The sequence below is a fragment of the Cellulomonas sp. plas2 genome (genome assembly GCF_057221735.1).
In genome coordinates, this window is the sequence record NZ_CM170155.1 from 2717324 (window position 1) to 2742283 (window position 24960).

Genomic DNA, 24960 nt, shown 5'->3' on the forward strand with positions numbered 1-24960 from the left:
GGGGACCTCAGCCCGGCGCGCGCCTCTCGAGCGTGCGCCGGACGACCTCCGCCGTCGCCCGCCCGCCCCGGGCGCCCGGCGCGCCGACCGCGACAGCCCCGGCGACGAGCCCCCAGGCGACCGCGCCGTCGAGGTCCTCGCCCGCGGCCAGCCCCGCCGCCAGCGCCCCGACGAACGCGTCGCCCGCCCCGGTGGTGTCGACGACCTGCGCCGCGGGCACGGGTGCCGCCCGCCGGACGCCCCCCGAGGACGCGACGACGGCGCCGGCGGCACCCGCCGTGACGACGACCGCGGCGCCGGTGCGCCGGCACAGGCGCTCGGCCCGGTCCGCGGCCTCGCGCCCGGACGGGTCGAGGAGGGCCGCCTCGCGCTCGTTGAGCACGAGCACGGCCGGCGCGGCGGCGGCGAGGTCGACGTCGACGACCGGCGCGAGGTTGAGGACGAGCAGCGCGCCGGCGTCGGTGGCGCAGCGGCCCGCCTCCTCCACCGCGGCCGGCGGCACCTCGCCCTGCGCCACCACGACGTCCCCGGGGGCGAGCGCGCCCAGCGACGCCCGCACGTGCGCGGCGCCCAGCGACGCGTTGGCCCCCGCAACCACGACGATGCGGTTCTCGCCGTCGTCGTCGAGGGTGATGAGCGCCAGGCCGGTCGTCGACCCGACCCGCTGCACGCAGGACGTGTCGACACCCTCGTCGACGAGCCCCGCGAGCAGGCGCGTGCCCGCGTCGTCCCGGCCGACCGCGCCGACCATGATCGTCCGGGCGCCGGCGCGCGCGGCCGCCACCGCCTGGTTCCCGCCCTTGCCCCCGGCGCCCCGTGCCACGTCCCGGCCGAGGACCGTCTCCCCGGGCCCGGGCGCCCGGTGCGTGGTCACGGTGAGGTCCTCGTTGAGCGACCCGACCACCCGCACGACGCCGCCGCCGCCACCGTCCACCGGTGCTCCCCGCACGGGCCGCCCTCCGCCCTACCCCTGGGCCAGGCGGTCGAGGGCGAGGCCGGCCAGCACCGCGGCCGAGACGGGCAGCGCGGAGTCGTCGAAGCGGGCCTGCGGCGCGTGGTTGTAGGGCGCGGTCGCCGGGTCGAGGCCGGGAGCGGTGGCGCCGACGAACGCGAACACGCCCGGGACCTGCTCGAGCACGTAGGAGAAGTCCTCCGAGCCCGAGACGGGGTGCGGGGCCCGGGCGAAGGGCTGCTCGCCCAGCGCGGCGGCGACCCGCTCGAGCCGGTCGACCTCCGCGGCGTCGTTCACCGTCACCGGGTAGCCGCGCCGGTAGTCGACGTCGGCGGTGAGGCCGTGCGCGAGCGCGACGTGCTCGACGACGCGCGTCAGCCGCTCGGCGACGACGGCGCGGTGGTGCGGGGAGAACGTCCGGACGGTGGCCTCGAGGTGCGCCTGCGCGGGGATGACGTTGTCGGTGGTCCCGGCGGCGATGCGCCCGACGGAGACGACGACCGGGTCGTGCGCGTCGAACTGCCGGGTCACCGCGGTCTGCAGCGCCAGCACGATCTCGGCGGCGACCGTCACGGGGTCGGCGGCCCGGTGCGGCGCCGAGCCGTGCCCGCCGCGGCCCTGCACGGTCACGACCATCTCGTCGGCCGCCGCCATGGCGGTCCCCGCCCGGGCGGTGACGACCTGCAGCGGCACCATCGACGCGACGACGTGCACGGCGTAGGCGGCCACCACCCGCTCGCCGGCCGCGTCGAGCACGCCCTCCTCGAGCATGACGCGCGCGCCGTGCGGCCCCTCCTCCCCCGGCTGGAACATGAGGACCACGGAGCCCGGGAGCTCCTCGTGCCGTTCCGCCAGCAGCCGTGCGGCGCCCAGGAGCCCGGCGACGTGCAGGTCGTGCCCGCAGGCGTGCATCGCGCCCGGGTGCTCGCTGGTGAACGGCTCGCCCGTGTCCTCGGTGACGGGCAGGGCGTCCATGTCCCCGCGCAGCAGGACCGCCGGGCCCGGGCGGCCGCCGCGCAGCACGGCGACGACGGAGGACAGCGCCGTGCCGGTGGTCACCTCGAGGGTCGCGCCCGTCGCCGCGCGCAGCTCGTCGAGCGCGGCCAGCACGCGCGCCTGGGTGAGCGGCAGGTCGAGCCCGATCTCCGGGATGCGGTGCAGGTCGTGCCGCAGCGCCGCCAGCTCCGGCAGCAGGGCCTCCGCCCGGGCGCGCAGGTCGGTGTCGGGGACGAGGGCGTCGCTCACGGGGGTCCTCACGGTGGTGCGGTCGGTGCGTGCCGACGCTACCCCGCGGCCCCGGCCGTCAGAGCCGCCGGGCGCTGCTCAGCGCCGCTGCAGCAGGACGAGGACCTCGTCGTGGTGGGTCTGCGGGAACATGTCGAGCAGCCGCGCCCGGGTGGGCCGCAGGGACGGCATGGCCTCGAGGTCGCGGGCCAGCGAGACGACGTTGCAGCTCGAGTAGACGACCGTGCCGACGCCCGACCGCTCGAGCCAGCCCGCCAGCGCGTCGCCGATCCCGCGCCGCGGCGGGTTGACGACGACGAGGTCCGGCACGTCCGTGGCCGCGAGCGCGAAGGCCGTCGCGTCGCCCGCGAGGAACCGCACCCGGTCCAGGCCCCGCTCGGCCGCGCTGGTCCGCGCGCTGGCGACGGCCTCGGCGCTCACCTCGATGCCGGTGACCTCGCGGCGCCCGTCCGGCGGGCCCGCGACGTGGAGCGCGAAACCGCCCACGCCGCAGTACAGGTCCCACACGGTGGCGGGCGCGGCCTCGTCGACCCACGCCGCCGCCTGCCGGTACAGAGCGGCGGCCACGGCGGTGTTCGTCTGGAAGAAGCTCTGCGGCCGCAGGTGCAGCGTCACGTCGTCCAGCCGCATGCGCAGCGTGGCCTGCGGCGTGAGGACGACCTCCTCGTCCCCCTCGACGACCGCCCGGTGCTCGGGCAGCAGGTTCACGGACACCACCCGCAGCTCCGGCAGCTCGTCGAGCAGCCACGGCAGGTGCTTGCGCACGCGCGGCAGCGCCTCGGTGGACCGCAGCACGAACCGGACCATGAGCTCGCCGTCCGGGGAGACCGTCGCCAGCACGTTCTTCAGCTCCCCGCGGCGGGCGGGCACGTCGTAGGGCGTGAGGCCGGCGCGGGAGACGAACGAGGCCAGCACGGGGAACGCCGCCGACAGCCCCTCGGGGTAGAGCCCGCAGCCCTGCAGGTCCACGCCGCGGCCGGCGTCGTCGAGGATCCCCAGCGTCGGCGCCGCCACCGTGCCGCCGACGACCATCTTGGCCTTCGTGCGGAAGCCGGACTCCCGCCCGGCGACCGGCGGCAGCCACGTCAGGCCGGTGTGGTGGGCGAGGAGCTGCCGCGCGCGCTGCTCCTTGCCGGCCAGCTGCACGGCGTAGGGCTGCTCGATGAGCGTGCAGGAGCGGCACCGACCCGCGTCGTAGTAGTCGCACCGCACCGCACGAGGCTACGGTGCGACGAGGGCGTGGACGGCACCGGCGAGGGGGACGGCGATGGACACGACGACGACGGGCACGACCGGCACGACCGGCACGACGACGCAGCCCCCGCGGCCCCGGACCGTCACGTGGTGGGAGCTGCCCGTCGACGACCTGGACCGGGCGCAGGCGTTCTACGGGCCCGTGCTGGGCTGGACGTTCTCCCCCTTCGGCGACGAGGCCGGCGACTACCTCGGCGTCTCCTCCGGGGGCGAGCTCGTCGGCGCGGTGTTCCGCGCCCCGGACGCGCCGCGGGAGGTCGGCGTGCGCGTGTACGTGCTGGTCGACGACCTCGAGGCCGTCCTCGCCGCGACCGTCGAGCACGGCGGCACGGTGAAGGTGCCGCGCTCGGAGGTCGGCGGGGACATGGGCTGGTGGGCGGAGGTCCTGGACCCCGACGGCCGCTGGCTCGGTCTCTGCACCGACGACGCCCCGAGCGCCGCCTGACCGCCCCGCCACCACGTCGGCGACGGCGCACGTCGGCATCGCACACCCCGCCGGACGACGAGGACTGCACCCGTGCCCGACCGTCCCCCCGCCCGCGTCCGCGAGGCCGTCGACCTGCTGGCGCCGGCCCTCGTCGAGCGCCCGCACGCGCGCGTCCTCGAGGTCGGTTGCGGCGTCGGGCACGGCGTGGCCCTGCTGTGCGCGCTCCTGCCCGACGGCCACGTCACCGGGCTGGACCGCTCGTCGAGCGCCCTGGCCCACGCCGAGCGCCGCCTGGCCCGGCACCTCGACGAAGGCCGCGCCGACCTGCAGCACCGCGACCTGACGGCCTTCCGCCCGGACCGCCCCTACGACGCCGTCCTGGCGGTCGACGTCAACGCCTTCTGGACGGACCCGGCCGGTCCGGCCGCGCCGGCCGTGCGCGACCTCCTGGCCCCCGGCGGCGTCGTGCTGCTGGCGTTCTCGTCGCCGGCCGGGGCGCCCGACGAGCGCAGCGCCGACGCGGTGGCCGCCGCCGCCGAAGCGCTCCTGCGGACCGGGCTCGACGTCACCACGGGGACGGGCGACGCCATCGGCTGGGTGCGCGGCGTCAGAACGCGTAGCGCACCCGGCAGGACGGCAGCCGCTCGGCGATGAGATCGGTCAGCGCGGTGACGTACCGGCCCTTCTGCCCGGTGCGGTACCGGACGTTGAGGCCGCCGGTCTCCGAGCGCTTGGGCTGCTGCAGGTCGGGGCGCCACAGCACCTCCTCGGCCTTCGGGTGCCAGCCGAGGTTGACCTCGTGGAGCCGGTCGTTGTGCGTGAGCATGATGACCTCGCACGCGAGCTGCGCCTTGGCCCTCGCGCCGATGCCCGCCTCCACCTGGTCGAGGAGCTCCGCCCACTGCTCGAGCCAGCCGTCCTCGACGATGACGGGGCTGAAGTTGAGATGGACCTCGTACCCGGCCTCGACGAAGTCGTCGATCGCCGCGATGCGGTCGGCGATGCGCGACGTGCGCACGTCGACGAGGCGCGCCATGCGGTCGGGCATGAGCGAGAAGCGGATACGCGTGCGGCCCTGCGGGTCCCAGTCGAGCAGGTCGCGGTTGACGTGCTTCGTCGCGAACGACGCCTTCGCCGTCGGCAGGCCGCGGAACAGCTCGACGAGGTCGCGCACGTTGTCGCTGACGGTCGCGTCGACCGAGCAGTCGCTGCTCTCGCCGATGTCGTAGACCCAGGCGTGCGGGTCGCACTGGTTGGGCTCGGTCTTGACGCCCTGCCGGCCGACGTGCCGGGCCAGGTACCCGGAGATCTTGTCGATGTTGGCGAACACCGTGATCGGGTTGGAGTAGCCCTTGCGGCGCGGGACGTAGCAGTACGCGCAGGCCATGGCGCAGCCGTTGGCCGTCGAGGGCGCCACGAAGTCCGACGAGCGCCCGTTGGGGCGGGCGGTCAGCGACTTCTTCACGCCGAGCACGAGCGCCTCGGTCTTGATGCGCACCCAGCGGTCGACGTTGCCCTCGTCGCCGTGCAGCTCGGGGATGTTCCAGTGCGAGGCGACCTCGACGCGCTCGGCGTCGGGCCAGCGGGCGAGCACCTCCTGACCGCGCGGGAGGGCGGCGGCCTCGGGCTCGAGGTAGATCTTGCGGACGTCGAGGAGGGGGCGGACGGGACGCGTGGCGGGCACGTCCTCCTCAACGTCGGGGCGCCCCCCGGGCGTCCCCCGGGGACCCCCGCGACCACGTGAGGTGGACCACATCAACCAGTCGCGCCGCAGGTCAGGGCAGGATCGCGTCGACGTAGCCGCCGTCCACGCGCAGGGCCCCGCCCGTCGTCGCGGACGCCTGCTCCGAGGCCAGGTACACGACCATGTGCGCGATCTCCGCCGGCCGGATGAGCCGCCGGACGAGGCTGGCCGGCCGGTGCTCGGCCATGAACCGCGGCTCGACCTCCTCCCACGGCAGGTCCTGCCCGACGAGGCTGCGGGCGAAGTCCTCGACGCCGCCGGTCAGCGTCGGTCCGGCCACCACGGTGTTCACGGTGACGCCCGTCCCCGCGACCGCCTTGGCGTACCCGCGCGAGACCCCCAGCAGCGCCGTCTTCGTGACGCCGTAGTGCACCATCTCGGTCGGGATGACGACGGCGGAGTCGCTCGCGACGAACTGCACGCGCCCCCACCCCCGCTCGACCATGCCGGGCAGGTACGACCGGGTGAGCCGGACGCCCGAGAGCACGTTGACCTCGAAGAACCGGCGCCACTCGTCGTCGTCGACCTCCAGCACCGGCCGCGCCTCGAAGATGCCGAGGTTGTTGACGAGCACGTCGACGTGCGGGACGGCCGCCAGCACCTGCGCCGCGCCCTCGGCCGTCGCCACGTCCGCCGCGACCCCCTGCAGCGTCGCGTCCGGCAGCGCCGCCCGGAGCCCGGCCAGCGCCTCGTCGACGCGCTCCTGGCTGCGCCCGTTGATCACGGTCGTCGCCCCGGCCCGCGCCAGGCCCTCGGCGATCGCGAGACCGATGCCCTGCGTGGAGCCCGTCACGAGCGCCGTCCTGCCGGTGAGGTCGATGTGCATGGTCCTCATCCTGGCCTCGACGCGCCGACCCGTCGCGACCGCAGGGGCGCGGCCGCCCCGTCGGCCCTCCTGGCGCGCCACGGCCGAGCCCCTAGGGTGGCGCTCGTGAGTGCGACGACGCCCGCCACCGGTGCCGGACCGGACCTGCCCGACGCCCAGCCCGACGCCCTGCCCGCCCCGCTGGTCGCGGCCGCGGCCGCCGCGCGCCGGGCCGGCACGTCCGACGAGGTGTGGGCCGCGTTCGAGGCGCGCGTCGCGCGCGAGCTGCCGCGCCTCGTCGACCTCTTCCACCATGTGTACGGCGAGGGCCCCCGTGTCGACGAGGAGCTCGCCCTCCTCGTCGGGCAGCTGGCGACGAGCTGGCAGGACCGGTCCGAGCCCCTGCGCACGCTGGACGCGCAGCGCGAGGCCGACCCGGAGTGGTTCTCCTCCGAGCGGGCGCTGGGCGGGGTGCTCTACGTCGACCGCTGGGCGGGGTCGCTGGCCGCGCTGCGCGAGCGGATCGGCTACCTGCGCGAGCTCGGCCTGACGTACCTGCACCTCATGCCGCTGTTCGCGGCGCCGGAGGGCAACTCCGACGGCGGGTACGCGGTGTCGAGCTACCGGGACGTCGACCCGCGCATCGGGACGATGGACGAGCTCGCGGCGCTGGCCGCCGAGCTGCGGGAGAACGGCATCGCGCTCGTCGTCGACTTCATCTTCAACCACACCTCCGACGAGCACGTGTGGGCGCAGCGGGCGAAGGCCGGCGACCCCGAGCACCGCGACTTCTACTGGGTCTTCCCGGACCGGACCATGCCGGACGCGTACGAGCGCACGGTCCGCGAGATCTTCCCCGACAACCACCCGGGGTCGTTCGTCCCGTTCCCCGACGGCCCGCCCGGACCCGACGGCCGACCGACGTCCACGGGGTCCTGGGTCTGGGCGACGTTCCACGACTTCCAGTGGGACCTCAACTACGCCAACCCCGCGGTTTTCCGCGCGATGGCCGGCGAGATGCTGTTCCTGGCCAACCAGGGCGTCGACGTGCTGCGCATGGACGCCGTGGCGTTCATCTGGAAGCGGCTCGGCACCTCCTGCGAGTCGCTGCCCGAGGCGCACCTGCTGCTGCAGGCGTTCAACGCGGTGTGCCGCATCGCCGCACCGGCCGTCGTGTTCAAGTCCGAGGCGATCGTCCACCCGGACGAGGTGATCGGGTACATCTCCCCCGGCGAGTGCCAGATCTCCTACAACCCGCTGCAGATGGCGCTCATCTGGAGCTCGCTGGCCACGCGCGACGGGCGCCTGCTGGCGCAGGCGCTGGAGCGCCGGCACGCGCTGCCGCCCGGCACCGCGTGGGTGAACTACGTGCGCAGCCACGACGACATCGGCTGGACCTTCGCCGACGAGGACGCCGCCGAGCTCGGCATCGACGCCGCCGCGCACCGGCGCTTCCTCAACGCCTTCTTCGTCGACCGATTCCCCGGGTCGTTCGCGCGCGGCGTGCCCTTCCAGGACAACCCGCGCACCGGCGACTGCCGCATCTCCGGCACCACCGCGTCGCTCGCCGGCCTCGAGGCGGGCGACGACGGTGCCGTCGACCGCATCCTGCTCGCGCACGCCGTCGTGCTGTCGACGGGCGGCCTGCCGCTGCTCTTCCTCGGCGACGAGGTCGGCCAGCTCAACGACTACGCCGCGCTGGAGGAGCCGGGTCACGCGGAGGACAGCCGCTGGGTGAACCGGCCCCGCTACCCCGCGCAGCGCTACGCCGAGCGCGAGGACCCGACCACCGACGCCGGCCGCGTCTTCGCCGGCCTGCGGCTGCTCCTCGAGACGCGCCGGCGCACGCCGGAGCTCGCCGGCAACAGGCTCGTGCCCTTCGACGCGCACGACCCCGCGCTCGTCGCCTACCAGCGGCCCGGGTGGGGCGAGCGCGGCGCGACGACCGTGCTCGTCGTCGTCAACGTGGCCGACGAGCCGCGGACGGTCGCCCCCACGACCCTGTCGGGCCTGCCCGACGATGCCGAGGACCTGCTCGACGGCGGGACGCGGTCCTTGGCCCGCGGCCTCACGCTCCCCGCGCACGGGGTGGTGTGGCTGCGCCTGGCGCACGACTGCCTCGGCTGAACCGCCGGACCCGTCCCCAGGTCCCGCCGGCGCGGGCCCGCAGCGCGAGCAGCCCGGTGACGGACGCCGGCACGGCCATGACCGCCTGCAGCACGGAGGGCCCGACCACCGGCACCTGCACGACGAGCTCGACGACGAGCAGCCCCGCCGCCACGAACACCGCGGCCGGCGTGCGGGGGTCGCGCCGCGCCGCGAGCACCGCCGCCGCGCCCGACGGCACCGCCACGCTCGCGGCGAGCCACAGGCCCGGCAGCACCCACGAGGGCAGCCCGAGCGGTGCGAGGAGCGCCACGTCCGGCGTCCCGACCCCGGCGACGAGCGCCGCCGCCCCGCCGGCCGCGGTCAGCGCGACGAGACCGTCGACGACGACGAACGTCCGTCGGTGCTCGGGACCGCGCTCCACGACCCGCGGGCCGCGCGGCACCGCGTCGTCGGCGGACGACGCCGCGGGTCCCGTCGACCACGGCGTGCCCGGCGGCCGGTGCTGCCTCATCGCCCTCACCCCTCGGCCCAGCCCACCGCTCCCCGCGCACGGGCACCAGGGACCTCCGTCCCTGGTGCCCGACGACCGCTCCGGCGGACACGCCGGTGCCCGCTCCCGGCGAGGACGAGCCGCATGCTGGCCCGGTGACAGCCGACGACGCCCACCCCCGCGACACCGCACCGGACGGGCACGGGCACGGTGGAGCCGTGCCGGGACCGGTCGGCCGCGCGGCCGCCCGGCGCGTGCGGCGCCTGCTGCTGGCGGTGCTGGTGCCGCTGGTGCTCCTCACGGCGAGCGGCGTCGTCGCCCTGTGGCCGGACGCGGACCGGCTGCCGGAGACGATCCGGACGCAGGCGCCCGGCAGCACGACGGACGAGGGCGTGCTGACCGCCGACCCCGCGCCGGGCGCCGACGGCGGGCTCGAGGCCGCTGCGCGCACCGACGCCGGCCTGGACGTGACGGTCCTGCTGCCGCCGGAACGCGCCGGCACGCTGTCGGCCGGCGACCGGGTGGTCGTCAGCACGCTCGTCACCGGGTCCGTGACGGGTGACGCGACGGGTGACGCGACGGGTGACGCGAACGGGGCCGGGGACGGGGCTGGGGACGGGGCCGGCGGCGGCGTCGAGGTGGTGACGCTCTTCGTCGACGTCGTGCGGGGACCGCCGATGGCGGTGCTGCTCGGGGTGCTGGCGGTGCTCGTCGTGCTCGTCGCCCGGTGGCGGGGGCTCGCCGCGCTGCTCGGCGTCGCGCTCTCCCTGGCCGGCCTGCTGGTCTTCACCATCCCCGCGCTGCTGACCGGCCGCCCGGCGGTCCCCGTCGCGCTTTTCAGCGGCGTCGCCATCATGACCGTCGTCCTCTACCTGACTCACGGCGTGAGCGTCCGCACCTCGACCGCCCTGCTGGGCACCGTCGCCGGGCTGCTGGTGACCGCGGCCGTGGCGGTGTGGGCGACCGGCGCGACGCACCTCGACGGCCTGTCCGGCGAGGAGTCGCTGGAGCTGCTGTCGGCGGCACCCGAGGTCCGGCTCCGCGCGGTGCTCGTCTGCGGGATGGTGCTGGCCGGCCTCGGCGTGCTCAACGACGTCACCATCACCCAGGCGTCCGCGGTGTGGGAGATCCACGGAGCCCGGCCGGGTGCGTCGTTCCGTGCGCTGTTCTCGGCCGGCATGCGCATCGGGCGCGACCACATCGCCTCGACCGTCTACACCATCGTCTTCGCCTACGTCGGCGCCTCGCTCACCCTGGTCCTGCTCGTGAGCCTCACCGACCGCTCGTTCCTGGGCGTCGTCACGAGCGGGCAGGTCGCCGAGGAGGTCGTCCGCACGCTCGTCGGCTCCGTCGGCCTCGTGCTCGCCATCCCCCTCACCACGGCCCTCGGCGCCTGGCTCGTCCGCGCCGCCGCCCGCCCTGACGCCCCGGCCACCGCGCCCTCCACCACGCGCACGCCCCCCACCACCCCCTCGGTCGGGTAGCGCCTCGTCGTCCACTGGTCGGAGCAGCCGGACGCTCCCCTGCGCGTCAGCCCTGGCCGTCCAGCAGGACGAGCTCGACGCGGCGGTGGAGCTGGCGGGCAGCGGGGTCGTCGGCCCCGTCGGGACTCGTCTCGGGCCCGAGCGGGCGGGTCTCGCCCCACCCCACCGCCTCCAGCGACCCGCCGGCGACCCCGCTGCCGAGCAACGCGTCGCGCACCGCGGTCGCCCGGCGCTCCGACAGCGCCTGGTTGTCGTCGGCGTCCCCGATGCCGTCCGTGTGCCCCTCCACCCGCGCCGCTGGCGAGCCAAGTGCGACGAGCAGCGCCGCGACCCGGCCGAGCTGCTCGTTCGCCTCGGGACGCACCTCGGCGCTGCCGAAGTCGAACAGCACGTTCGCGTCGAGGCGGATGACGGTGCCGCACACCTCGCCGACCGGCTCGACGTCCGCGATCCGCGGGACGGGGGCGAACGGCGGCAGCCCGTCGGCGAGCACCGCCTCGACCGCGGCGACGAGCGCCGGGTCCCCCTCGGTGAACAGCTCCCCGTCGGCCGCGCGGGACACCCGCACGTCGTCGTCCTCGTACCCGCCCGACCCGTCCGGCCCGACCCAGAAGCGCCAGCCAGGCCCCTCGGCCGACCCCGAGCCGTCCGCGCGCACGCTGGTGCGGCGCTCGCCGTCGGACCAGGTGCCCGACCCGTCGGCACCGATCGACACGCGCAGGGCCCCGTCGTCGTACACGCCGGCGCCGTCGGGCAGCACCGCCACGTGCAGGTCGGCGGTGTCGTACACGCCCGTGCCGTCCCCGGCGACGGACACGCTCACGCCGTCGGCCTCGTGGTGCGCGGCGCGCCCTGGTACGGCGGTCCCGGAGTCGGCAGCCGCCGCCTCGCCCGGCGCCGAGCAGCGGGCGTCCAGCACCGCGATGCCCTCGTACAGCCCGGCCGGCAGGTCCAGCGCCGCCGCGGCCTCCCGCGCGCCGGCGGAGGTCAGGAGGTCGGTCGGCACGGTGAACGACGGCACCGCCGGCGGCTCGAGCCGCCGCCGCAGGGCGGCCTCGAACGCCGCAGCGCTGATGCCGCCGCCGTCCTCGCCCGGCTCCTGCGACGAGCCCGGCGACCTGCTGGGGACGGCGGACGACGTCGAGCCAGGCCCTGTCGCACCGCCGCCGGTACCGCTGCCGGACCCGCCCTCGCCGAGCGCGTCGGGCGAGCACCCTGCGAGCACGGCGACGAGCACCGCGACGAGCACCGCGACGAGCACCGCGACGAGGCCGACCGCCCCCGCTGCCCTGTGCCGCTTCCCGGACCCGTGCCGGTGCCGGTGCACGTGCCGTGTCGGCACGACCGCCGACCCCACCGCTCGACGCACCTCGTCCACCCCTCGCCCGGTCCGGCATCCGCGGCCCGGTCATCCTCACCGCCGCCGCCCGTGGTGTCCAGGACCGCGGTCACCCTCCCCTGCGTCCTCCCGGGTCCGCCCATCCCTCCGGGCACCCGTCCGGCAGCCGCGCCGACGGTGCTGTGGCGACTCCCCCCTGCGCGCGACGACACGAACGGACCCGTCCGGCGCGGGGTGCGCCGGACGGGTCCGTGGTCGGGTCGTCCTCATCGGTGGTGCGCCGGGGTGCGCGCCGCTCTCAGAGAGCTCCGCCGCACGAGCTGCAGAAGCGCTGGCCCTTCGTGGTGCCGGCGCCGCAGGCGGAGCAGGTGGCCCCGGCCGCTGGCGCCGGGACGAAGCCCGTCGTCCGCGGCGGCGCCGACGGCACCCCCCCGACCTGCGCGGCCGGCTCCGACACCCAGCCCGTGCCGCGGGACTGTGCGGTCGGCTCCGACACCCACCCCGTGCCATGGCCCGGCGCGGGCGGCACGGGCGCGAGCACGGCCGTCGCACCGACCGGTCGGACGTCCGAGCGTCCGGCACCGGGCGCCGCGGGAGCCAGCGCCGCCGACCCGCCGCCCTCGTGGACCGGCGCCATCCCGCCGGCGACGTACGGGGCCGGCGCCGGGGCACCCGCGAACGCGGGGGCCGGCGGGGTGGCGTGCGCGGTCACCGGCGCGGTCGCCGGTGCAGCCCCGGCGGGGACGGGTGCGCCTCCGACGAGCGCCGTGTGCTGCGGCGTGAACTCCGCCGTGGGCTCGACGACCGACGGTCCCGACGGCAGGGTCAGCGTCGCGGCGCCCGGCAGGGCGACGGCCGACGCGGGCCGGCGACGGCCGGCCAGGACCACCGCCAGCACGATCCCGCCGACGAGCACCAGCAGCCCGGAGCCCCCGGCGGCGAGCACCCACGTCGCGAGGCCCTCGTCCTCCGTCGGCTCCGCGGGCTGCGGGGCGACGACGGGCTCGGTGGTGGGCTCGGGCGCCGGCACGGACAGCGGCGCGAGCGCCACCCCGTGGGCGGTGAGCCAGCCGTGCAGGTCGCTCGCGTCGGTGATGAAGTTGAAGGCCTGGTCGCCGTTGATCTTCGAGGAGTTGACGCCGACGACGTTGCCCAGCGCGTCGACGGTCGGCCCGCCCGACATCCCTCCGGACAGGTCGGCGTTGATCTCGGTCCGCGGCACGCCCAGCTCGCTGATCTGCTGGCTGCTGACCGAGCCGGTCTTGAAGCTCGCCCGCACCCGGCTGGCGTCCACGACGCTCTGCACGGACCCGGGGAAGCCGATGGACGTGACCGCCATGCCGCTGGCCGGGTCCGCCTCGGCGACCGGCAGCGGCGTGGTACCCGTGACGTCCGCCTTGAGGAGCGCGACGTCACCCTCCTCGAAGGCCCGGAAGTCGACGACCTGCACGGCGAGCGGGTCCTCGATCGCGATCCCCTCCACCGCCTCCGGCTGCAGCGCGTAGACGATCCGCTGCGGGTCGGAGCCCGCGTCGAGCCCCTCCACCGCCCAGTTCGCGTAGGCGGTGCCGATCCAGCCGGCGGCCTCGTCGGGAGTCATCCAGCCCTCGTCGACCATGCTGCCGAGGAAGGCGTCGATGAGGGCGTGGCGGCCCTCGACGGGGTCGACGCAGTGGCCGGCGGTGGCGATCTGGCCGACGTCCGACACGAAGAAGCCCGTGCAGATCATGGGCACGGTGATCTCGTCGCTCCATTCGGAGCCCTCGTCCGTCGGGAAGGCCACGTAGCCCCTCCACTCGATGTAGAGCTGCACGACGCTCGGCTCGAGCCGCGCGTTGAGCTGCTCCACGGTCTCCTCCCCGGGCGCCGCCGTGGGCGACGTCCCGGCCGAGGCCGACGAGGAGGGCGCCGGCTCCGTGGCGGCGACCGCGGCGGGGGCGAGCGAGAGGGCGCCGGCCGCGAGCGCGACGGAGGCACCGATGGTCCGGAGAGGACGGCGCGTGCGGCGGCGTCCGGCGATGGCGGTCATGACAGGTCCTTCGGGTCGTGGTGGGAGCGGGTGCTGATCGGAACGGGTCCTGATCGGAGCAGGTCCCGGAGCGGTCCGCGCCGGGGCATGTCCCTACCGTGGCCGCCGACCCCACCCCTCCACGTCGGGGTACCCCCCCTACCCCGACCCCAACACCGGCCTCGCGCCGCCGGGCGCTCGCCGACGACAGCGCGCACCGACCTCCGGGGTCGGACGACGACGTCCGCCGCCGCCGGCCGCGACGCTCCCGCACTCCCCGCCGGACGCAGGTCTTCCGCCGCCCCCCTGAGCGGTGCCAGGCTCGGAGGATGCAGCTGACCGGGCAGACCATCGTCTTCGACACCGCCGACCTGGCCTCCTCCAGCGCGTTCTGGGCCGACCTGCTCGACGGGACGGTCACGCGCCAGGACGAGGACTGGCACGAGGTCACCGTCGAGGGGCGCACGACGCTGGCGTTCCAGCTCGCGCCCGACCACGTCCCGCCGCAGTGGCCCGACGGCCAGCCGCAGCAGATCCACCTGGACCTGTACGTGCAGGACATCACCGCGGCGCACGCGGAGGCGCTCGCCAAGGGCGCCCGGCTCCTGCAGGACGCCGACCTGTCCGCGCCCGAGGGCTTCGTCGTCTACGCCGACCCGGCCGGCCACCCGTTCTGCCTCTGCTGGGGCTGACGCCCGGGACCCGCCCTCACGAACCGGCGCTCAGTCGTCGACGAGCAGCCGCACGACGACCTCGTCGCCGAGCTCCACCCCCTCGGCCCGCCGCACGGCGTCCTTGAGCGGGACCACGTACCCACCGGCACGTGGCCACAGCGACGTCGTGAACCGCGTCGCGCCGAGCACGCCGGTGACCGGCACCATCCCCCAGCCGTAGCTGACCCGTTCGGCGGCCTCCCGCAGCGCCGCGCACTGCGGCTCGGGCACGACGAGGAAGTGGTACGGCGCCGGCCCGCGCCAGTGCACGACCTCGCCGGCGACCTCGAGCTCCACGCCCCCACCGTACGAGCGGCCCCTCCGCGGCACCACGGCCGGCACCGTCGGGGCTCACCCCTCGTCCCACCACCCCTCAGGCGCACCCCACCCCTCCCGCCCGGCGCGCCACGACGGGACGTCGGCAGGCCCCGACCGCCCGCCGGGCAGGACGCGCAGCGAGCCCGCGGTGGGCGGCTCCCGCCGCAGCCGGCCCAGCGCCGCCTCGTACCGCGGGGTCATGCGCGCCGGGACGCCGCTCGCGTGCCGCCACTCGAAGAGCGCGGCGGCCGTGAAGACCGGGTGGCACGTCGTGCACGACATCGGCGCCGACGGCCGCCGCTGCCGGCGCATCTCGTGCCCCGCCGGGCAGCGCCCGATCCACGGCCGCGCCACCTGGACCGGCTCGCGCATGCGCGCCCGCGGCGTCGCGCCGATGCGCTCCGCGGTCGCCTTCCACACCGCGTCGTGCGCGTGCCGCGCCCCGACCAGCGCGTGCGCGATCTCGTGCAGGACGGTGTCCCGCACGTGCGCCTCGTCGAGCTGCAGCGTCACCGGCCGGCTGAGGCTGATCCGCCGGTCGGTGAACCGGCACATCCCCGCCCGCGTCGACGCCCGGTCGAACGCGAACGTCCACCCGACCAGCCCGTGCGCGCGCATCAGCTCCTGCGCCAGCTCCCGTGCCCTGTCCAGCTCCACCTGTCCACCTCCACCTGTTCCGCTCCCTCGACGTGACCGCGGGCAGGACGCTACGCAGTCGCCGCTCCCGCCCCGGACGCCGGCCCTCGCCCGGGTCCGGGCACCCGCGGACCGGGGCTGGGGACGGGTCGCCGCAGCGCGACCTGCCTAGGCTGCGTGCGTGACCCGTTACGTCGTGATCGGGGCGGGGGCCGTCGGCCTCGCGCTCGCCGCCCGCCTGCACCTCGCCGAGATCCCGGTCGCGCTCGTCGCGCGCGGGGCATCCCTGGACGTCGTCGCCCGGGACGGGGTGCGCTACACCGACCCCACCGGCACGCGCGCGGTCGCCGTCCCCGTCGCGGACCGTGCGGGCACGCGCCTGGCACCCGACGACGTGCTCGTCCTCACCGTCAAGGCGCAGCAGGCCGACGACGCCCTCGCGGAGTGGGCCTGGCAGCCCGTGCACGACCCGGCCGACCCGCACGCCCTCGCCGCCGACCTGCCCGTCCTCGTGCTGCAGAACGGCCTGGCCACCGAGGCGCAGGCGCTGCGTCGCTTCGCCACCGTGCTGTCGGCGTCGATCCTCGTCCCGGCGCAGTCCCTGGAGCCCGGGGCGGTCGCGGTCGCCGCGGCGGACCCCGCCGCGGTCCTCAGCATCGGCCTCGCCCCCGACGGCACGGACGCTCGCGTCGACGCCCTCGTCGCCGACCTGCAGCGGGCCGGCATCGCCGCGCACAGCACCGACGACGTCCTGCCGTGGAAGGCCCTCAAGCTCCTGGGCAACGTCAACAACGCCGTCGAACTGCTCGGCGGCAGCGACGAGGAGCGCAAGGCCCTGTCGAGGGAGCTCACGGCGGAGGCGCGCACGGTGCTCGAGGAGGCGGGGCTGGAGCCGGCCGACGGCGAGGAGCGCGACGAGGCGGTCGGACGCATCCGCATCCAGCCGACGGAGGGGTGGGAGCCCGGCCGGGCGTCGACGTTCCAGTCGGTCGCCCGCGGCGCGAGCAGCGTCGAGACCGACTACCTCAACGGCGAGATCGTGCTGCTCGGCCGCCTGCACGAGGTGCCGACGCCCCTCAACGCCGCCCTGCAACGCGTGGTCGGCGCGTCCTTCGCCCGCGGGGAGGCCCCCGGCACGGTGACGGTCGCGGACGTCCGGGCGGTCGCCGCCCGCTAGGGCTACGTCGTCGCCCCGTCGACGCACGCACCCGCCCGCCGCCCGACGAGCGTCCCCACCGGCCGCTGCCTACCGTCGGGGCATGCCCGCACCTCGCATCGCCGTCGTCGGCACCGGCTGGTGGTCGGCGAACCACCACGTCCCCTCCCTCGCCGCGGCGCCGGACGTCGAGCTCGTGGCGCTCTGCGACCCCGACGTCGAGCGCGCCCGTGAGGTGGCGGCGCAGCACGGCGGCGTCCCCGTGGTGGCCGACCTCGACGCGCTGCTGGAGCTGCGACCCGACGGCGTCGTCATCGCCACGCCGCACACCACCCACCACGACCTCGCCGCGGCGGCGCTCGACGCCGGCGTCGGGGTGCTGCTGGAGAAGCCGATGGCGACGACGGCTGCCGACGCGTTCGACCTCCTGGCCCGCGCCCGCCGCAGCGGCGCCGTGCTGAGCACCGGTTACACCGACCAGTTCGTGGAGGTCGCCGCCCGCGTCCGCCGTGCGGTGCAGGAGGACATCGGCGACCTCGTCCAGGTGACCGGCGAGTTCACCTCCGCGACCCTCTCGCTCTTCGCGGCCGCCGACGCCGGCGACGAGGGCGGTGACGCCGCCGACACGCACCCGCAGACGTACGGCGCCGACGCCGGTGGCGGTCAGGCGCACACCCAGCTCACCCACCTGCTCGGGATGATCTGCTGGGTCACGGACCGGGAGATCCGCGACGTCGCCGCCTTCACCGACCACCGCGGCCGCGGCGTCGACGTCGACGACGCCGCGGCGCTGCGGTTCGCCGGCGGCGGCACGGGCGTCGTCACCTCGTCGGGCATGGCCGGCACCGCCGACCGCGAGCGCCGCTGGGTCCGCTACGTCGGCACGCACGGCGTCGTCGAGCAGGACCTGACCGCCGGCAGCGCCACCGTCCGCCTCGCCGACGGCGCACGCGTCGACCTGCGCACCCCCGCCGACGAGGACCCGCCGCGCACCTGGCTCCCCGCCCGCCGGCTGGCCGCGCTCGTCGCCGGCGCCGACGTGCTCGACCCGGCACCCGGTTGGGTGGGCGCCGCCGCCGCGGCGGCGGTCGAGGCGGTCCTGCGCTCCGCCGACGAGCGCGCGGTCGTCGCCGTCCCGCAGCTCCCCGCACGCTGACGTCGCAGTGGCACCGGGGTGACGCCGGGGTGGCACCGTCCTCGCCGTCACGAGCGGTGACGGTCCGGTCACGATCCGGCCACACCGCACCTGCGCGGCCCCGCCCGGCCCTAGCGTCCGGACATGGTCACGACCACGACTCCCGCACAGGTCCCCGGAGGCCGCCGGACGTTGCGCCGCACCCGCTGGTCCGCCGTGGCGGGAGTCGCCCTGGCCGGGCTGCTCGTGCTCACCGCCTGCAGCGCGACGAGCGGCGACAGCGCGTCTGCCGGGGGCGGGAGCGAGATGGCGGAGGCGGCCCCGCCGGCCGGTGACGGGAGCGGCGCGGCTCCCGCCGCCGACGAGGCCGCCCCCGGGACCGATGCCCAGGAGTCGCGGCAGGTCGTCCAGACCGGCGAGGTCCGCATGACCGCGGAGGACCCGGTGGCCGCCGCCGACGACGTCGCCGCGCTCGTCGAAGGCACCGGCGGCCGCGTCGACGACCGGTACGTCGTCACCGACCGCGGCGAGGAGGCGCCGGCCTCCGCGGCGCTGACCGTCCGCGTCCCCGCCGAGGACCTCACCGCGGTGCTCACCCGCCTCGACGAGGTGGGCGAGGTCGTCGAGCAGCAGGTGCAGGCGCGCGACGTGACGGGCACGGCGCAGGACCTGGACGCCCGGATCCGCGCCCTCGAGGTCTCGGTCGCCCGCATGGAGGACCTCCTGGCCCGCGCGACGACGAGCACCGACCTCGTCACCGCGGAGGACGCGCTGACGGACCGCCAGAGCCGCCTGGAGGAGCTACGGGCGCAGCGCGCACGGCTGGCGGAGGAGGTCGCGCTGTCGACGCTGGTCGTGGCCATCGACGTCCCCGGTGGGGTGGCGGTGACCGCCGAGCCGCAGGGCTTCCTCGACGGCCTGTCCTCGGGCTGGGGCGCTCTCGTGACGACGCTCGGCGTGGCCCTCGTCGTCGTCGGCGTGGTCCTGCCGTGGGCCCTGGCCGCTGGCGCACTCCTCGGTCTGGTCGTGCTCGTGCAGCGCGGGTGGGGCCGCCGCGGGCGGCACACCACCGGGTCCGATGCACCCGTCGCCCCGACGGAGCCGGGACGCGAGCGCGTCGACGCCTGACGGCACACCGCCGGACATACGGAAAGGCGCCCGTCCAGCCTGGACGGGCGCCTTCTCGGTGCTGCTGGTGGAGGTGGCGGGAATCGAACCCGCGTCCGATGGCGAGAACCCAGGGCTTCTCCGGGCGCATTCTGCTGCGCTTTTCTCAGCCCCCACGATCACGCAGACGAGTCGTGGACGGGCTCAGTCGGCTGAGAGTCCCCGCAGCCGCACCGACGACGACTGCGAGCAGTGGCTCTCTAGATGACGCCAGCTACCGGGACGAGAGCATTCTCGGGCTGACGGACTTCAGAGCTCGCTCAGGCGGCGAGGGTGAAGTCGGTGCGCGATGTATTGGCACCTATGGTTTTGCACGGATCGTTGACGAGATGACCGTGCGTCCTCGGCCCGCTTCCCCTGGATCGGCGACCACCGTCGAAACCGATCACCCCCTGTGCAGTTGTCAAGCAGCCGGACCGGGGTCCGGCGGCGCTCAGACTACTCCCCCAACCGCCCCGCGGTCGCGTCCATTCCCGCGCAGGACGGCGAGTGGGCCCGGGGAGCGGACCGCGGCGCGAGGGGGACGCGCCGCGGCCCGCGACCGGTGGGCCGCCCGTCAGGCGGCCGGGCCCTCCGCCAGGGTGACGGTGGCCGTCTGCGAGGCACCCGTGGTGCCCGAGGTCCACATGACGTCGACCTGGTCACCCGGCTCGAGCGCGGCCAGCGCGGCCGTGAGCTCGTCCGCCGACGCCACCGGCTGACCGCCGAGGGCCGTGATCGTGTCGCCGGCCACCAGGCCCGCGGCTTCCGCCGGGGTGCCCTCGAGGACGCCGGCGATCGTCGCGCCGCCCTCGGTGCTCGTCGAGCCGCCGGGCGTGCCGCCCGCACCCGTTGAGCTGCCCGCGACCTCGACGCCCAGGAACGCCGGGAGACCGATGGTCACCGTGCCGGACTCGTCGCCGGACTCGATCTGCTGGACGACGACCAGCGCGTCCTCGATGTCGACGGCGTAGGCGACGACCGTCGCGCTCCCGCTCGACGCGGCCGTCGTCATGCCGACGACCTCGCCCTCGGCGTCGAGCAGCGGGCCGCCGGAGTCGCCGGAGACGACGCCGGCCGAGAACTCGACCAGCCCGTCGAGGGTCTCCCCCGCGGTCAGGCCCTCGCTGCTCGTCGTGATCGTCTCGTCGAGCCCCGTCACGGTGCCCGGCGCGGCGACGAGGTCCCCCGTGCCCCCCGCGTTGCCGATCGCGGTGACCGCGCTGTCGACGGCGAGGTCGCCCTCGTCGTCGAGCGTGACGGTGGCCAGGCCGCTCGCGCCGGACAGCTGCAGGACCGCCACGTCGTGCGTCGCGTCCGTGCCGACGACCGTCGCCGCATAGGTCTCGCCCGTCGACTCGACCGTCACCTCGATCGCCGTCGCACCCTCGACGACGTGGTTGTTGGTGAGGACCAGCCCGTCCGCCGTCAGCACCATGCCCGTGCCTGCCGACGCCGCCCCGGCGTAGCCGAGCGTGCTCGCGATGGTCACCACGCCCGTCTCCTGCGCGGCCGTCGGGTCGGTCGTCGTCTGCGTGCTGCCCGACGAGGAGCCCGAGCCGTCCTGCCACGGCAGGCCACGCCCTCCGGGCACCTGCGGCAGCGGGCCCGCCCACGGGTCGACGCCGTCCCTGCTGCCGTCCGTGCTGCCGTCCGTGCTGCCGTCCGTGCCCGACGAGGAGGAGCCCGACGAGGAGCCCGTCGACGGCGTGGCGTCGACCGCGACGGTCGACGCCGACCGGTCGAGGACGCCGAGCGCGGCCGCGGTCCCGCCGCCGCCGACCACGACGCCGAGCGCGAGCGCCGACGCGAGCCCGACGACCACGCGCCGCCGGCCGGGACGCGGCTGCCGCCCCGGGACCGCCGCCGCCAGCGGCTGCCCCGGCCACCACACCGGGTGCGCGACCTGAGCGTCCTGCTCGACCTTCCGGTCCTGCTGCTCCTGCTCGACCTGCTGGTCCTGCTCGACCTGCCCGTCCTGCTCGGCCTGCCGGTCCTGCCCGGCCGCCGCCGTCCCGTCGACCCCCTGCTCGTCCTGCTCGCCCTGCTCGGCCCGCGCGCCGCTCTGCTCGTCCATGGTCCTGGCTCCTCCGTCTCGTCCTCGTGCTGGGACCACTCCACCCCCGCCGACGGAGCGCGACCTGGAGCCCGCCTGGGCCCGACCTGTGGACGTCGGTCGAGGCTCATGCCCTCCCTCCGGAGGGCCGCGGACACAGGTCGAGGACCACCCGTCCGGCCCTCGTGTCCGGCGGGCGTCCGCGCCGGGCAGTGCGTACGGTGGTCCCGGCGCCGGCGGCGCCACCGCGGCGTGTGCGTCCAGACCTCGGGCGACCTCTGCGGGCGCATGGCGGCCGAGCGGCCGACGACGACCGTGACCGACCAGGACAGCGAGCGACCAGACGTGGCAAGCATGGTGAACTCGGCCGAGCTGCCGCCCTCCTTCGCGGAGGTGCGGCGCTGGGCGATCGCCTCCACCGAGGACCTGGCGCGGCTCCGCGCCCTCCTCCACCACGCGCTGACCGGCACGGACACCCCCCCGCAGCGCGGCATCGGCGAGGTGCCGGAGAAGGCCGTCCTCGTCGCCAGCGAGCTCGCCACCAACGCCCTGCGCCACGGCGAGCCGCCGACGGTCGTCCGCCTGCTCACGGACGGCGAGCGGTTCGCCATCGACGTCATCGACCGCGCCCCTGGCAGCGCCCCGCTGGTCGCGGGCGACCGCGCGCCGGGGGACGGCGGCTTCGGCCTCATCCTCGCCCAGCGCGTCTCGCTCGACGTGGGCTGGTACGCCGAGGGCGACCTCAAGCACGTGTGGGCGACCTTCGACGCGCCGCCCGGGCTCCTCGTCGACCTCGACGGGCACGCCCCGGACGACGGCACCCGATGACCACCGGCGCGGCGAGCCGGGGTCGGGTTCACCGATGAGGCTGCCCGTCATGCCGCCCGTCGCGCCGATGCTGGCGCGCTCGGTCCCGCAGATCCCCGACACGGGTCACGTGGAGCCCAAGTGGGACGGCTTCCGCACGCTCGTCTTCCGCGACGGCGACGAGGTGGTGCTCGGCAGCCGCAACGAGAAGCCGATGACCCGCTACTTCCCCGAGGTCGTCGAGGCCGTGCTGGCGCAGACGCCGCCCCGGTGCGTCCTCGACGGGGAGATCGTCGTCGTCACCGGGGACCGGCTGGACTTCGAGGCCCTCCAGCAGCGCATCCACCCCGCCGCCTCCCGCGTGACCCTCCTGTCCCGCACCACGCCCGCGTCCTACGTCGCCTTCGACCTGCTCGCGCTCGACGACGAGGACCTCACCGGCCGGCCGTTCGCGGAGCGGCGGGCCCGCCTCGTCGAGGCCCTCGCCGACGCGCGGCACCCCGTCCACGTCACCCCCGCCACCGCCGACCTGGCCGAGGCGCAGGCGTGGTTCACCCAGTTCGAGGGGGCTGGCCTCGACGGCGTCGTCGCCAAGCCGCTCGACGGCACGTACCAGCCCGACAAGCGCACGATGTTCAAGATCAAGCACGAGCGCACCGCGGACTGCGTCGTCGCCGGGTACCGCCCGCACAAGTCCGGCGACGACCTCGTCGGCTCGCTGCTGCTCGGGATCTGGACCGCGGACGGCCGGCTGCAGCACGTCGGCGTCGCGGCGTCCTTCCCCATGGCCCGGCGCCGGACGCTGCTCGACGAGCTGCGCCCCTACACCGACGTCGCCCTCGGCGAGCACCCGTGGGGCGACTGGGCCGACCAGTCCGCGCACGGCGAGAAGCGCATGCCCGGCGCGGTCAGCCGGTGGAACGCCACGAAGGACCTGTCGTTCGTGCCGCTGCGGCCCGAGCTCGTCGTCGAGGTCGCGTACGACCACATGGAGGGCGACCGGTTCCGCCACACGGCCCAGTTCCGGCGGTGGCGCCCCGACCGCGAGCCGCGCTCGTGCACGTACGACCAGCTCGAGGAGCCCGTGTCCTACCGGCTGTCGGACATCCTGCCGGGCTCGACGACGGCCTGACCGGGCACGCCCGGGCCCCCGGCTACAGGTCCCGCTTCTCCCGCATCGCGCGCTGCGCCTCGAGGTTGTCCTGCCGCTCGCGCAGAGCCTGCCGCTTGTCCCAGTCCTTCTTGCCGCGCGCCACGGCGATCTCGAGCTTGGCGCGCCCGTCGAGGAAGTACAGCGACAGGGGCACGATGGTGTGGCCCTTCTCGCGGGTGTCCTGGGCCATCGACTCGATCTCGTGCTTGTGCAGCAGGAGCTTGCGCTTGCGGCGCGGGGCGTGGTTGGTCCACGTGCCCTGGGAGTACTCGGGGATGTGGACGCCGTGCAGCCACGCCTCCCCGCCGTCGATCTCGCACCAGCCGTCGACGAGGCTCGCGCGCCCGGCCCGCAGCGCCTTGACCTCGGTGCCGGTCAGCATGACGCCGGCCTCGAAGACGTCCTCGATCGTGTAGTCGTGCCGGGCCTTGCGGTTGGCGGCGACGAGCTTGCGCCCCTGCTCCTTCGGCATCGCGGCCACCTCCCCGTCGTCCGGCGCGCGCGGCCCCGTCCGGGCCGCCGTCGAGGGTACCGCCCCGCGGCCGCGGCAGCCCGGTCAGCCGTGGCCGCCCGCCAGCCGCGCCGAGCCGGTCGGCCCCTACAGGCCGAGGAGCGGGCGCGGGTTGACCGTGGCGCCGTTGACGTAGACCTCGAAGTGGAGGTGGCAGGCGGCGGACGTCCCGGTGTTGCCGGAGTAGCCCAGGAGCTGCCCGCGGTCGACGTGCTGGCCGCCGGCGACGACGAACCGCGTCATGTGGTTGTAGCTCGTCATGAGCGAGTTCCCGTCGACGTAGCCGTGGTCGACCATGACCTGGTTGCCGAAGCCCGACCGCAGCTTCGCCCACAGCACCGTGCCCTCCCGGCCCGCGTAGATCGGCGTGCCGCAGTAGGTGCGCAGGTCGATCCCGGCGTGCAGCCGCACGTACCCGAGCGTCGGGTGCAGGCGCATGCCGTACTCGCTGGTGACGTAGATCGGGTCGATGCTCGTCGGGTTGCCGAACACCGCCCCGCTGACCCGCCCCGACGGGGCCCGCACGGTCGTGTCCCGCGCGCGCTGCTCGGCGATGATCGCCGACAGCTCCTGCTCCAGGGACGCCCGCTGCGCGTCGAGGGCCTGCAGCTGGCGCTCGAGGTCGCCCTTCTGCACCTCGAGCGCGGCGGCCCGCGCCTGCTGCTCGGCCAGGAGGGCGTCCAGCGCCTCCTTGGCCTCCTGCGCCTCGGCGCGCGCCCGGTCCGCCTCGACGACCTTGGCGTCGGCGTCCGCCTTGAGCTCGGTGATGCGCTCGCGCACCGCCACGAGGCGGGCCTGGCTGCTGCGGGCGGCCGCCTGCGCGGTGGAGAGCTGCTCCAGCACCTGCGACTGCGTGCGCAGGGCCGTGGAGGCCAGGCCGTAACGCTGGGCGAAGTCCTCGACGCTCTCGGCCCCGAGGACCACGTCGAGGCTCGAGCTCGTCGTGCCGGTCCGGTACGCCTGGCGGGCCAGCTCGCCGATCGCCGCGCGCAGCTCCGTCACGCGGGCGTCGCCCTCGGCGATCGTGGCGCCGAGGCTCGTCTCCTGCGCCTCGGCGTCCGCGAGCCGACCGGCGATCGCGGTCTGCTCGCGTTGCGCGGTGTCGAGCGCCACCTGCGCGTCCGTCAGCCGCTGCTGCGCGGCCGGCACCTGGTTCTGCACGGCGACGAGCGCGGCGGCGGCCGCCGCGAGGTCCCCCTCCAGCCCCTCGAGGGCCGCCTCGGCCTCCTCCTTCGCACCGGCGGCCGCCCGGGCCCGCGCCTCGGCGGCGGCGCGGCGGTCGTCGAGGTCGTCGGCGACGGCGGGCAGCACGTGCGGGACCGCCACGACCGCGGCCAGTCCCAGCGCGGCGACGGCGGCGAGCAGGCGGGATCGTCGCCGGCGCACGGCGGACGAGCCGGCAGTGCCGGCGGACGAACCGGCCACCGGGCCGGCGGCACTGCCGGCGGTCGTGCGGGACGGGCGGCGCATGG

The 24960-nt window shown here is 76.1% G+C and carries 23 protein-coding genes and 1 other RNA gene; 10 read left to right on the forward strand and 14 right to left on the reverse strand.

Annotated features, from left to right (window positions below; all coding sequences use genetic code 11):
* Window positions 1-7 precede the first annotated feature (7 nt).
* The 3 genes from AC2TDM_RS12220 to rlmC all read right to left on the reverse strand — a co-directional run bounded on the left by AC2TDM_RS12220 (window position 8) and on the right by rlmC (window position 3409).
* The gene (locus AC2TDM_RS12220) at window positions 8-949 is read right to left on the reverse strand and encodes a PfkB family carbohydrate kinase (RefSeq protein WP_484634781.1); all 942 of its coding nucleotides are present in this window, start codon (window positions 947-949) and stop codon (window positions 8-10) included.
* A gap of 15 nt (window positions 950-964) precedes the next feature.
* A complete protein-coding gene (locus AC2TDM_RS12225) occupies window positions 965-2197 on the reverse strand; it encodes a M20 metallopeptidase family protein (protein WP_484634782.1) in 1233 nt (410 codons plus the stop codon).
* A 78-nt stretch (window positions 2198-2275) separates the two neighbouring features.
* Window positions 2276-3409, reverse strand: a complete 1134-nt coding sequence (rlmC, locus tag AC2TDM_RS12230) for a 23S rRNA (uracil(747)-C(5))-methyltransferase RlmC (RefSeq protein WP_484634783.1) — start codon at window positions 3407-3409, stop codon at window positions 2276-2278.
* Between the two features lie 55 nt (window positions 3410-3464).
* Here rlmC and AC2TDM_RS12235 point away from each other — a divergent pair, with 55 nt between their 5' ends.
* Window positions 3465-3896 carry a VOC family protein gene (locus AC2TDM_RS12235; protein WP_090029818.1) on the forward strand — a complete coding sequence of 144 codons (432 nt, stop codon included), beginning with the start codon at window positions 3465-3467 and terminating at the stop codon, window positions 3894-3896.
* Between the two features lie 72 nt (window positions 3897-3968).
* Window positions 3969-4532 carry an SAM-dependent methyltransferase gene (locus AC2TDM_RS12240; RefSeq protein ID WP_484634784.1) on the forward strand — a complete coding sequence of 188 codons (564 nt, stop codon included), beginning with the start codon at window positions 3969-3971 and terminating at the stop codon, window positions 4530-4532.
* On the opposite strand, the gene AC2TDM_RS12245 is transcribed toward AC2TDM_RS12240, so the two are convergent.
* Both AC2TDM_RS12245 and AC2TDM_RS12250 read right to left on the reverse strand, forming a co-directional pair.
* Window positions 4486-5562 carry a spore photoproduct lyase family protein gene (locus AC2TDM_RS12245; RefSeq protein WP_239078698.1) on the reverse strand — a complete coding sequence of 359 codons (1077 nt, stop codon included), beginning with the start codon at window positions 5560-5562 and terminating at the stop codon, window positions 4486-4488. The two genes, AC2TDM_RS12240 and AC2TDM_RS12245, sit on opposite strands and share 47 nt — an antisense overlap.
* 91 nt (window positions 5563-5653) lie before the next feature.
* On the reverse strand, window positions 5654-6448 hold the full coding sequence (locus AC2TDM_RS12250; protein WP_090029813.1) for an SDR family NAD(P)-dependent oxidoreductase: 795 nt from the start codon (window positions 6446-6448) through the stop codon (window positions 5654-5656).
* A gap of 180 nt (window positions 6449-6628) precedes the next feature.
* On the opposite strand from AC2TDM_RS12250, the gene AC2TDM_RS12255 reads away from it, so the two are divergent.
* Window positions 6629-8554, forward strand: coding sequence for an alpha-amylase family protein (locus AC2TDM_RS12255; RefSeq protein WP_484636454.1), 1926 nt, complete (start codon window positions 6629-6631; stop codon window positions 8552-8554).
* Here AC2TDM_RS12255 and AC2TDM_RS12260 read toward each other — a convergent pair.
* Complete coding sequence (locus AC2TDM_RS12260; protein ID WP_484634785.1) at window positions 8496-9047, reverse strand: hypothetical protein; 552 nt, start codon at window positions 9045-9047, stop codon at window positions 8496-8498. The genes AC2TDM_RS12255 and AC2TDM_RS12260 overlap by 59 nt on opposite strands.
* 197 nt (window positions 9048-9244) lie before the next feature.
* Here AC2TDM_RS12260 and AC2TDM_RS12265 point away from each other — a divergent pair, with 197 nt between their 5' ends.
* On the forward strand, window positions 9245-10510 hold the full coding sequence (locus tag AC2TDM_RS12265; protein WP_484634786.1) for a YibE/F family protein: 1266 nt from the start codon (window positions 9245-9247) through the stop codon (window positions 10508-10510).
* Window positions 10511-10556: 46 nt separating this feature from the next.
* On the opposite strand, the gene AC2TDM_RS12270 is transcribed toward AC2TDM_RS12265, so the two are convergent.
* Window positions 10557-11852, reverse strand: a complete 1296-nt coding sequence (locus AC2TDM_RS12270; RefSeq protein ID WP_484634787.1) for an OmpA family protein — start codon at window positions 11850-11852, stop codon at window positions 10557-10559.
* A gap of 295 nt (window positions 11853-12147) precedes the next feature.
* Window positions 12148-13878, reverse strand: a complete 1731-nt coding sequence (locus AC2TDM_RS12275; RefSeq protein WP_484634788.1) for a S1 family peptidase — start codon at window positions 13876-13878, stop codon at window positions 12148-12150.
* 308 nt (window positions 13879-14186) lie between these two features.
* Between AC2TDM_RS12275 and AC2TDM_RS12280 the strand changes: the two genes are divergently transcribed.
* Window positions 14187-14549, forward strand: a complete 363-nt coding sequence (locus AC2TDM_RS12280; RefSeq protein ID WP_090029807.1) for a VOC family protein — start codon at window positions 14187-14189, stop codon at window positions 14547-14549.
* Window positions 14550-14579: 30 nt separating this feature from the next.
* On the opposite strand, the gene AC2TDM_RS12285 is transcribed toward AC2TDM_RS12280, so the two are convergent.
* Complete coding sequence (locus tag AC2TDM_RS12285; RefSeq protein WP_090029806.1) at window positions 14580-14867, reverse strand: DUF1905 domain-containing protein; 288 nt, start codon at window positions 14865-14867, stop codon at window positions 14580-14582.
* A 54-nt stretch (window positions 14868-14921) separates the two neighbouring features.
* Window positions 14922-15545, reverse strand: a complete 624-nt coding sequence (locus tag AC2TDM_RS12290; RefSeq protein ID WP_484634789.1) for a SprT-like domain-containing protein — start codon at window positions 15543-15545, stop codon at window positions 14922-14924.
* Window positions 15546-15705: 160 nt separating this feature from the next.
* Here AC2TDM_RS12290 and AC2TDM_RS12295 point away from each other — a divergent pair, with 160 nt between their 5' ends.
* The 3 genes from AC2TDM_RS12295 (at window position 15706) to AC2TDM_RS12305 (ending at window position 18943) form a co-directional block, all read left to right on the forward strand.
* On the forward strand, window positions 15706-16701 hold the full coding sequence (locus tag AC2TDM_RS12295) for a ketopantoate reductase family protein (RefSeq protein ID WP_484634790.1): 996 nt from the start codon (window positions 15706-15708) through the stop codon (window positions 16699-16701).
* Window positions 16702-16783: 82 nt separating this feature from the next.
* The gene (locus tag AC2TDM_RS12300; protein WP_484634791.1) at window positions 16784-17836 is read left to right on the forward strand and encodes a Gfo/Idh/MocA family protein; all 1053 of its coding nucleotides are present in this window, start codon (window positions 16784-16786) and stop codon (window positions 17834-17836) included.
* A gap of 123 nt (window positions 17837-17959) precedes the next feature.
* Complete coding sequence (locus tag AC2TDM_RS12305) at window positions 17960-18943, forward strand: DUF4349 domain-containing protein (RefSeq protein ID WP_484634792.1); 984 nt, start codon at window positions 17960-17962, stop codon at window positions 18941-18943.
* A gap of 65 nt (window positions 18944-19008) precedes the next feature.
* Here AC2TDM_RS12305 and ssrA read toward each other — a convergent pair.
* Window positions 19009-19375, reverse strand: a transfer-messenger RNA (tmRNA) gene (ssrA, locus tag AC2TDM_RS12310).
* 163 nt (window positions 19376-19538) lie between these two features.
* On the reverse strand, window positions 19539-21038 hold the full coding sequence (locus AC2TDM_RS12315) for a S1C family serine protease (RefSeq protein ID WP_484634793.1): 1500 nt from the start codon (window positions 21036-21038) through the stop codon (window positions 19539-19541).
* A 294-nt stretch (window positions 21039-21332) separates the two neighbouring features.
* Here AC2TDM_RS12315 and AC2TDM_RS12320 point away from each other — a divergent pair, with 294 nt between their 5' ends.
* On the forward strand, window positions 21333-21845 hold the full coding sequence (locus AC2TDM_RS12320) for an ATP-binding protein (RefSeq protein WP_484634794.1): 513 nt from the start codon (window positions 21333-21335) through the stop codon (window positions 21843-21845).
* Between the two features lie 34 nt (window positions 21846-21879).
* Complete coding sequence (locus AC2TDM_RS12325; protein ID WP_090029794.1) at window positions 21880-22956, forward strand: ATP-dependent DNA ligase; 1077 nt, start codon at window positions 21880-21882, stop codon at window positions 22954-22956.
* A gap of 22 nt (window positions 22957-22978) precedes the next feature.
* On the opposite strand, the gene smpB is transcribed toward AC2TDM_RS12325, so the two are convergent.
* Together smpB and AC2TDM_RS12335 are read right to left on the reverse strand one after the other, a co-directional pair.
* On the reverse strand, window positions 22979-23449 hold the full coding sequence (smpB, locus tag AC2TDM_RS12330; protein WP_484634795.1) for an SsrA-binding protein SmpB: 471 nt from the start codon (window positions 23447-23449) through the stop codon (window positions 22979-22981).
* 126 nt (window positions 23450-23575) lie between these two features.
* Window positions 23576-24958 (reverse strand): murein hydrolase activator EnvC family protein, encoded by a 1383-nt coding sequence (locus AC2TDM_RS12335; protein WP_484634796.1) that lies wholly within the window; start codon window positions 24956-24958, stop codon window positions 23576-23578.
* Window positions 24959-24960 lie beyond the last annotated feature (2 nt).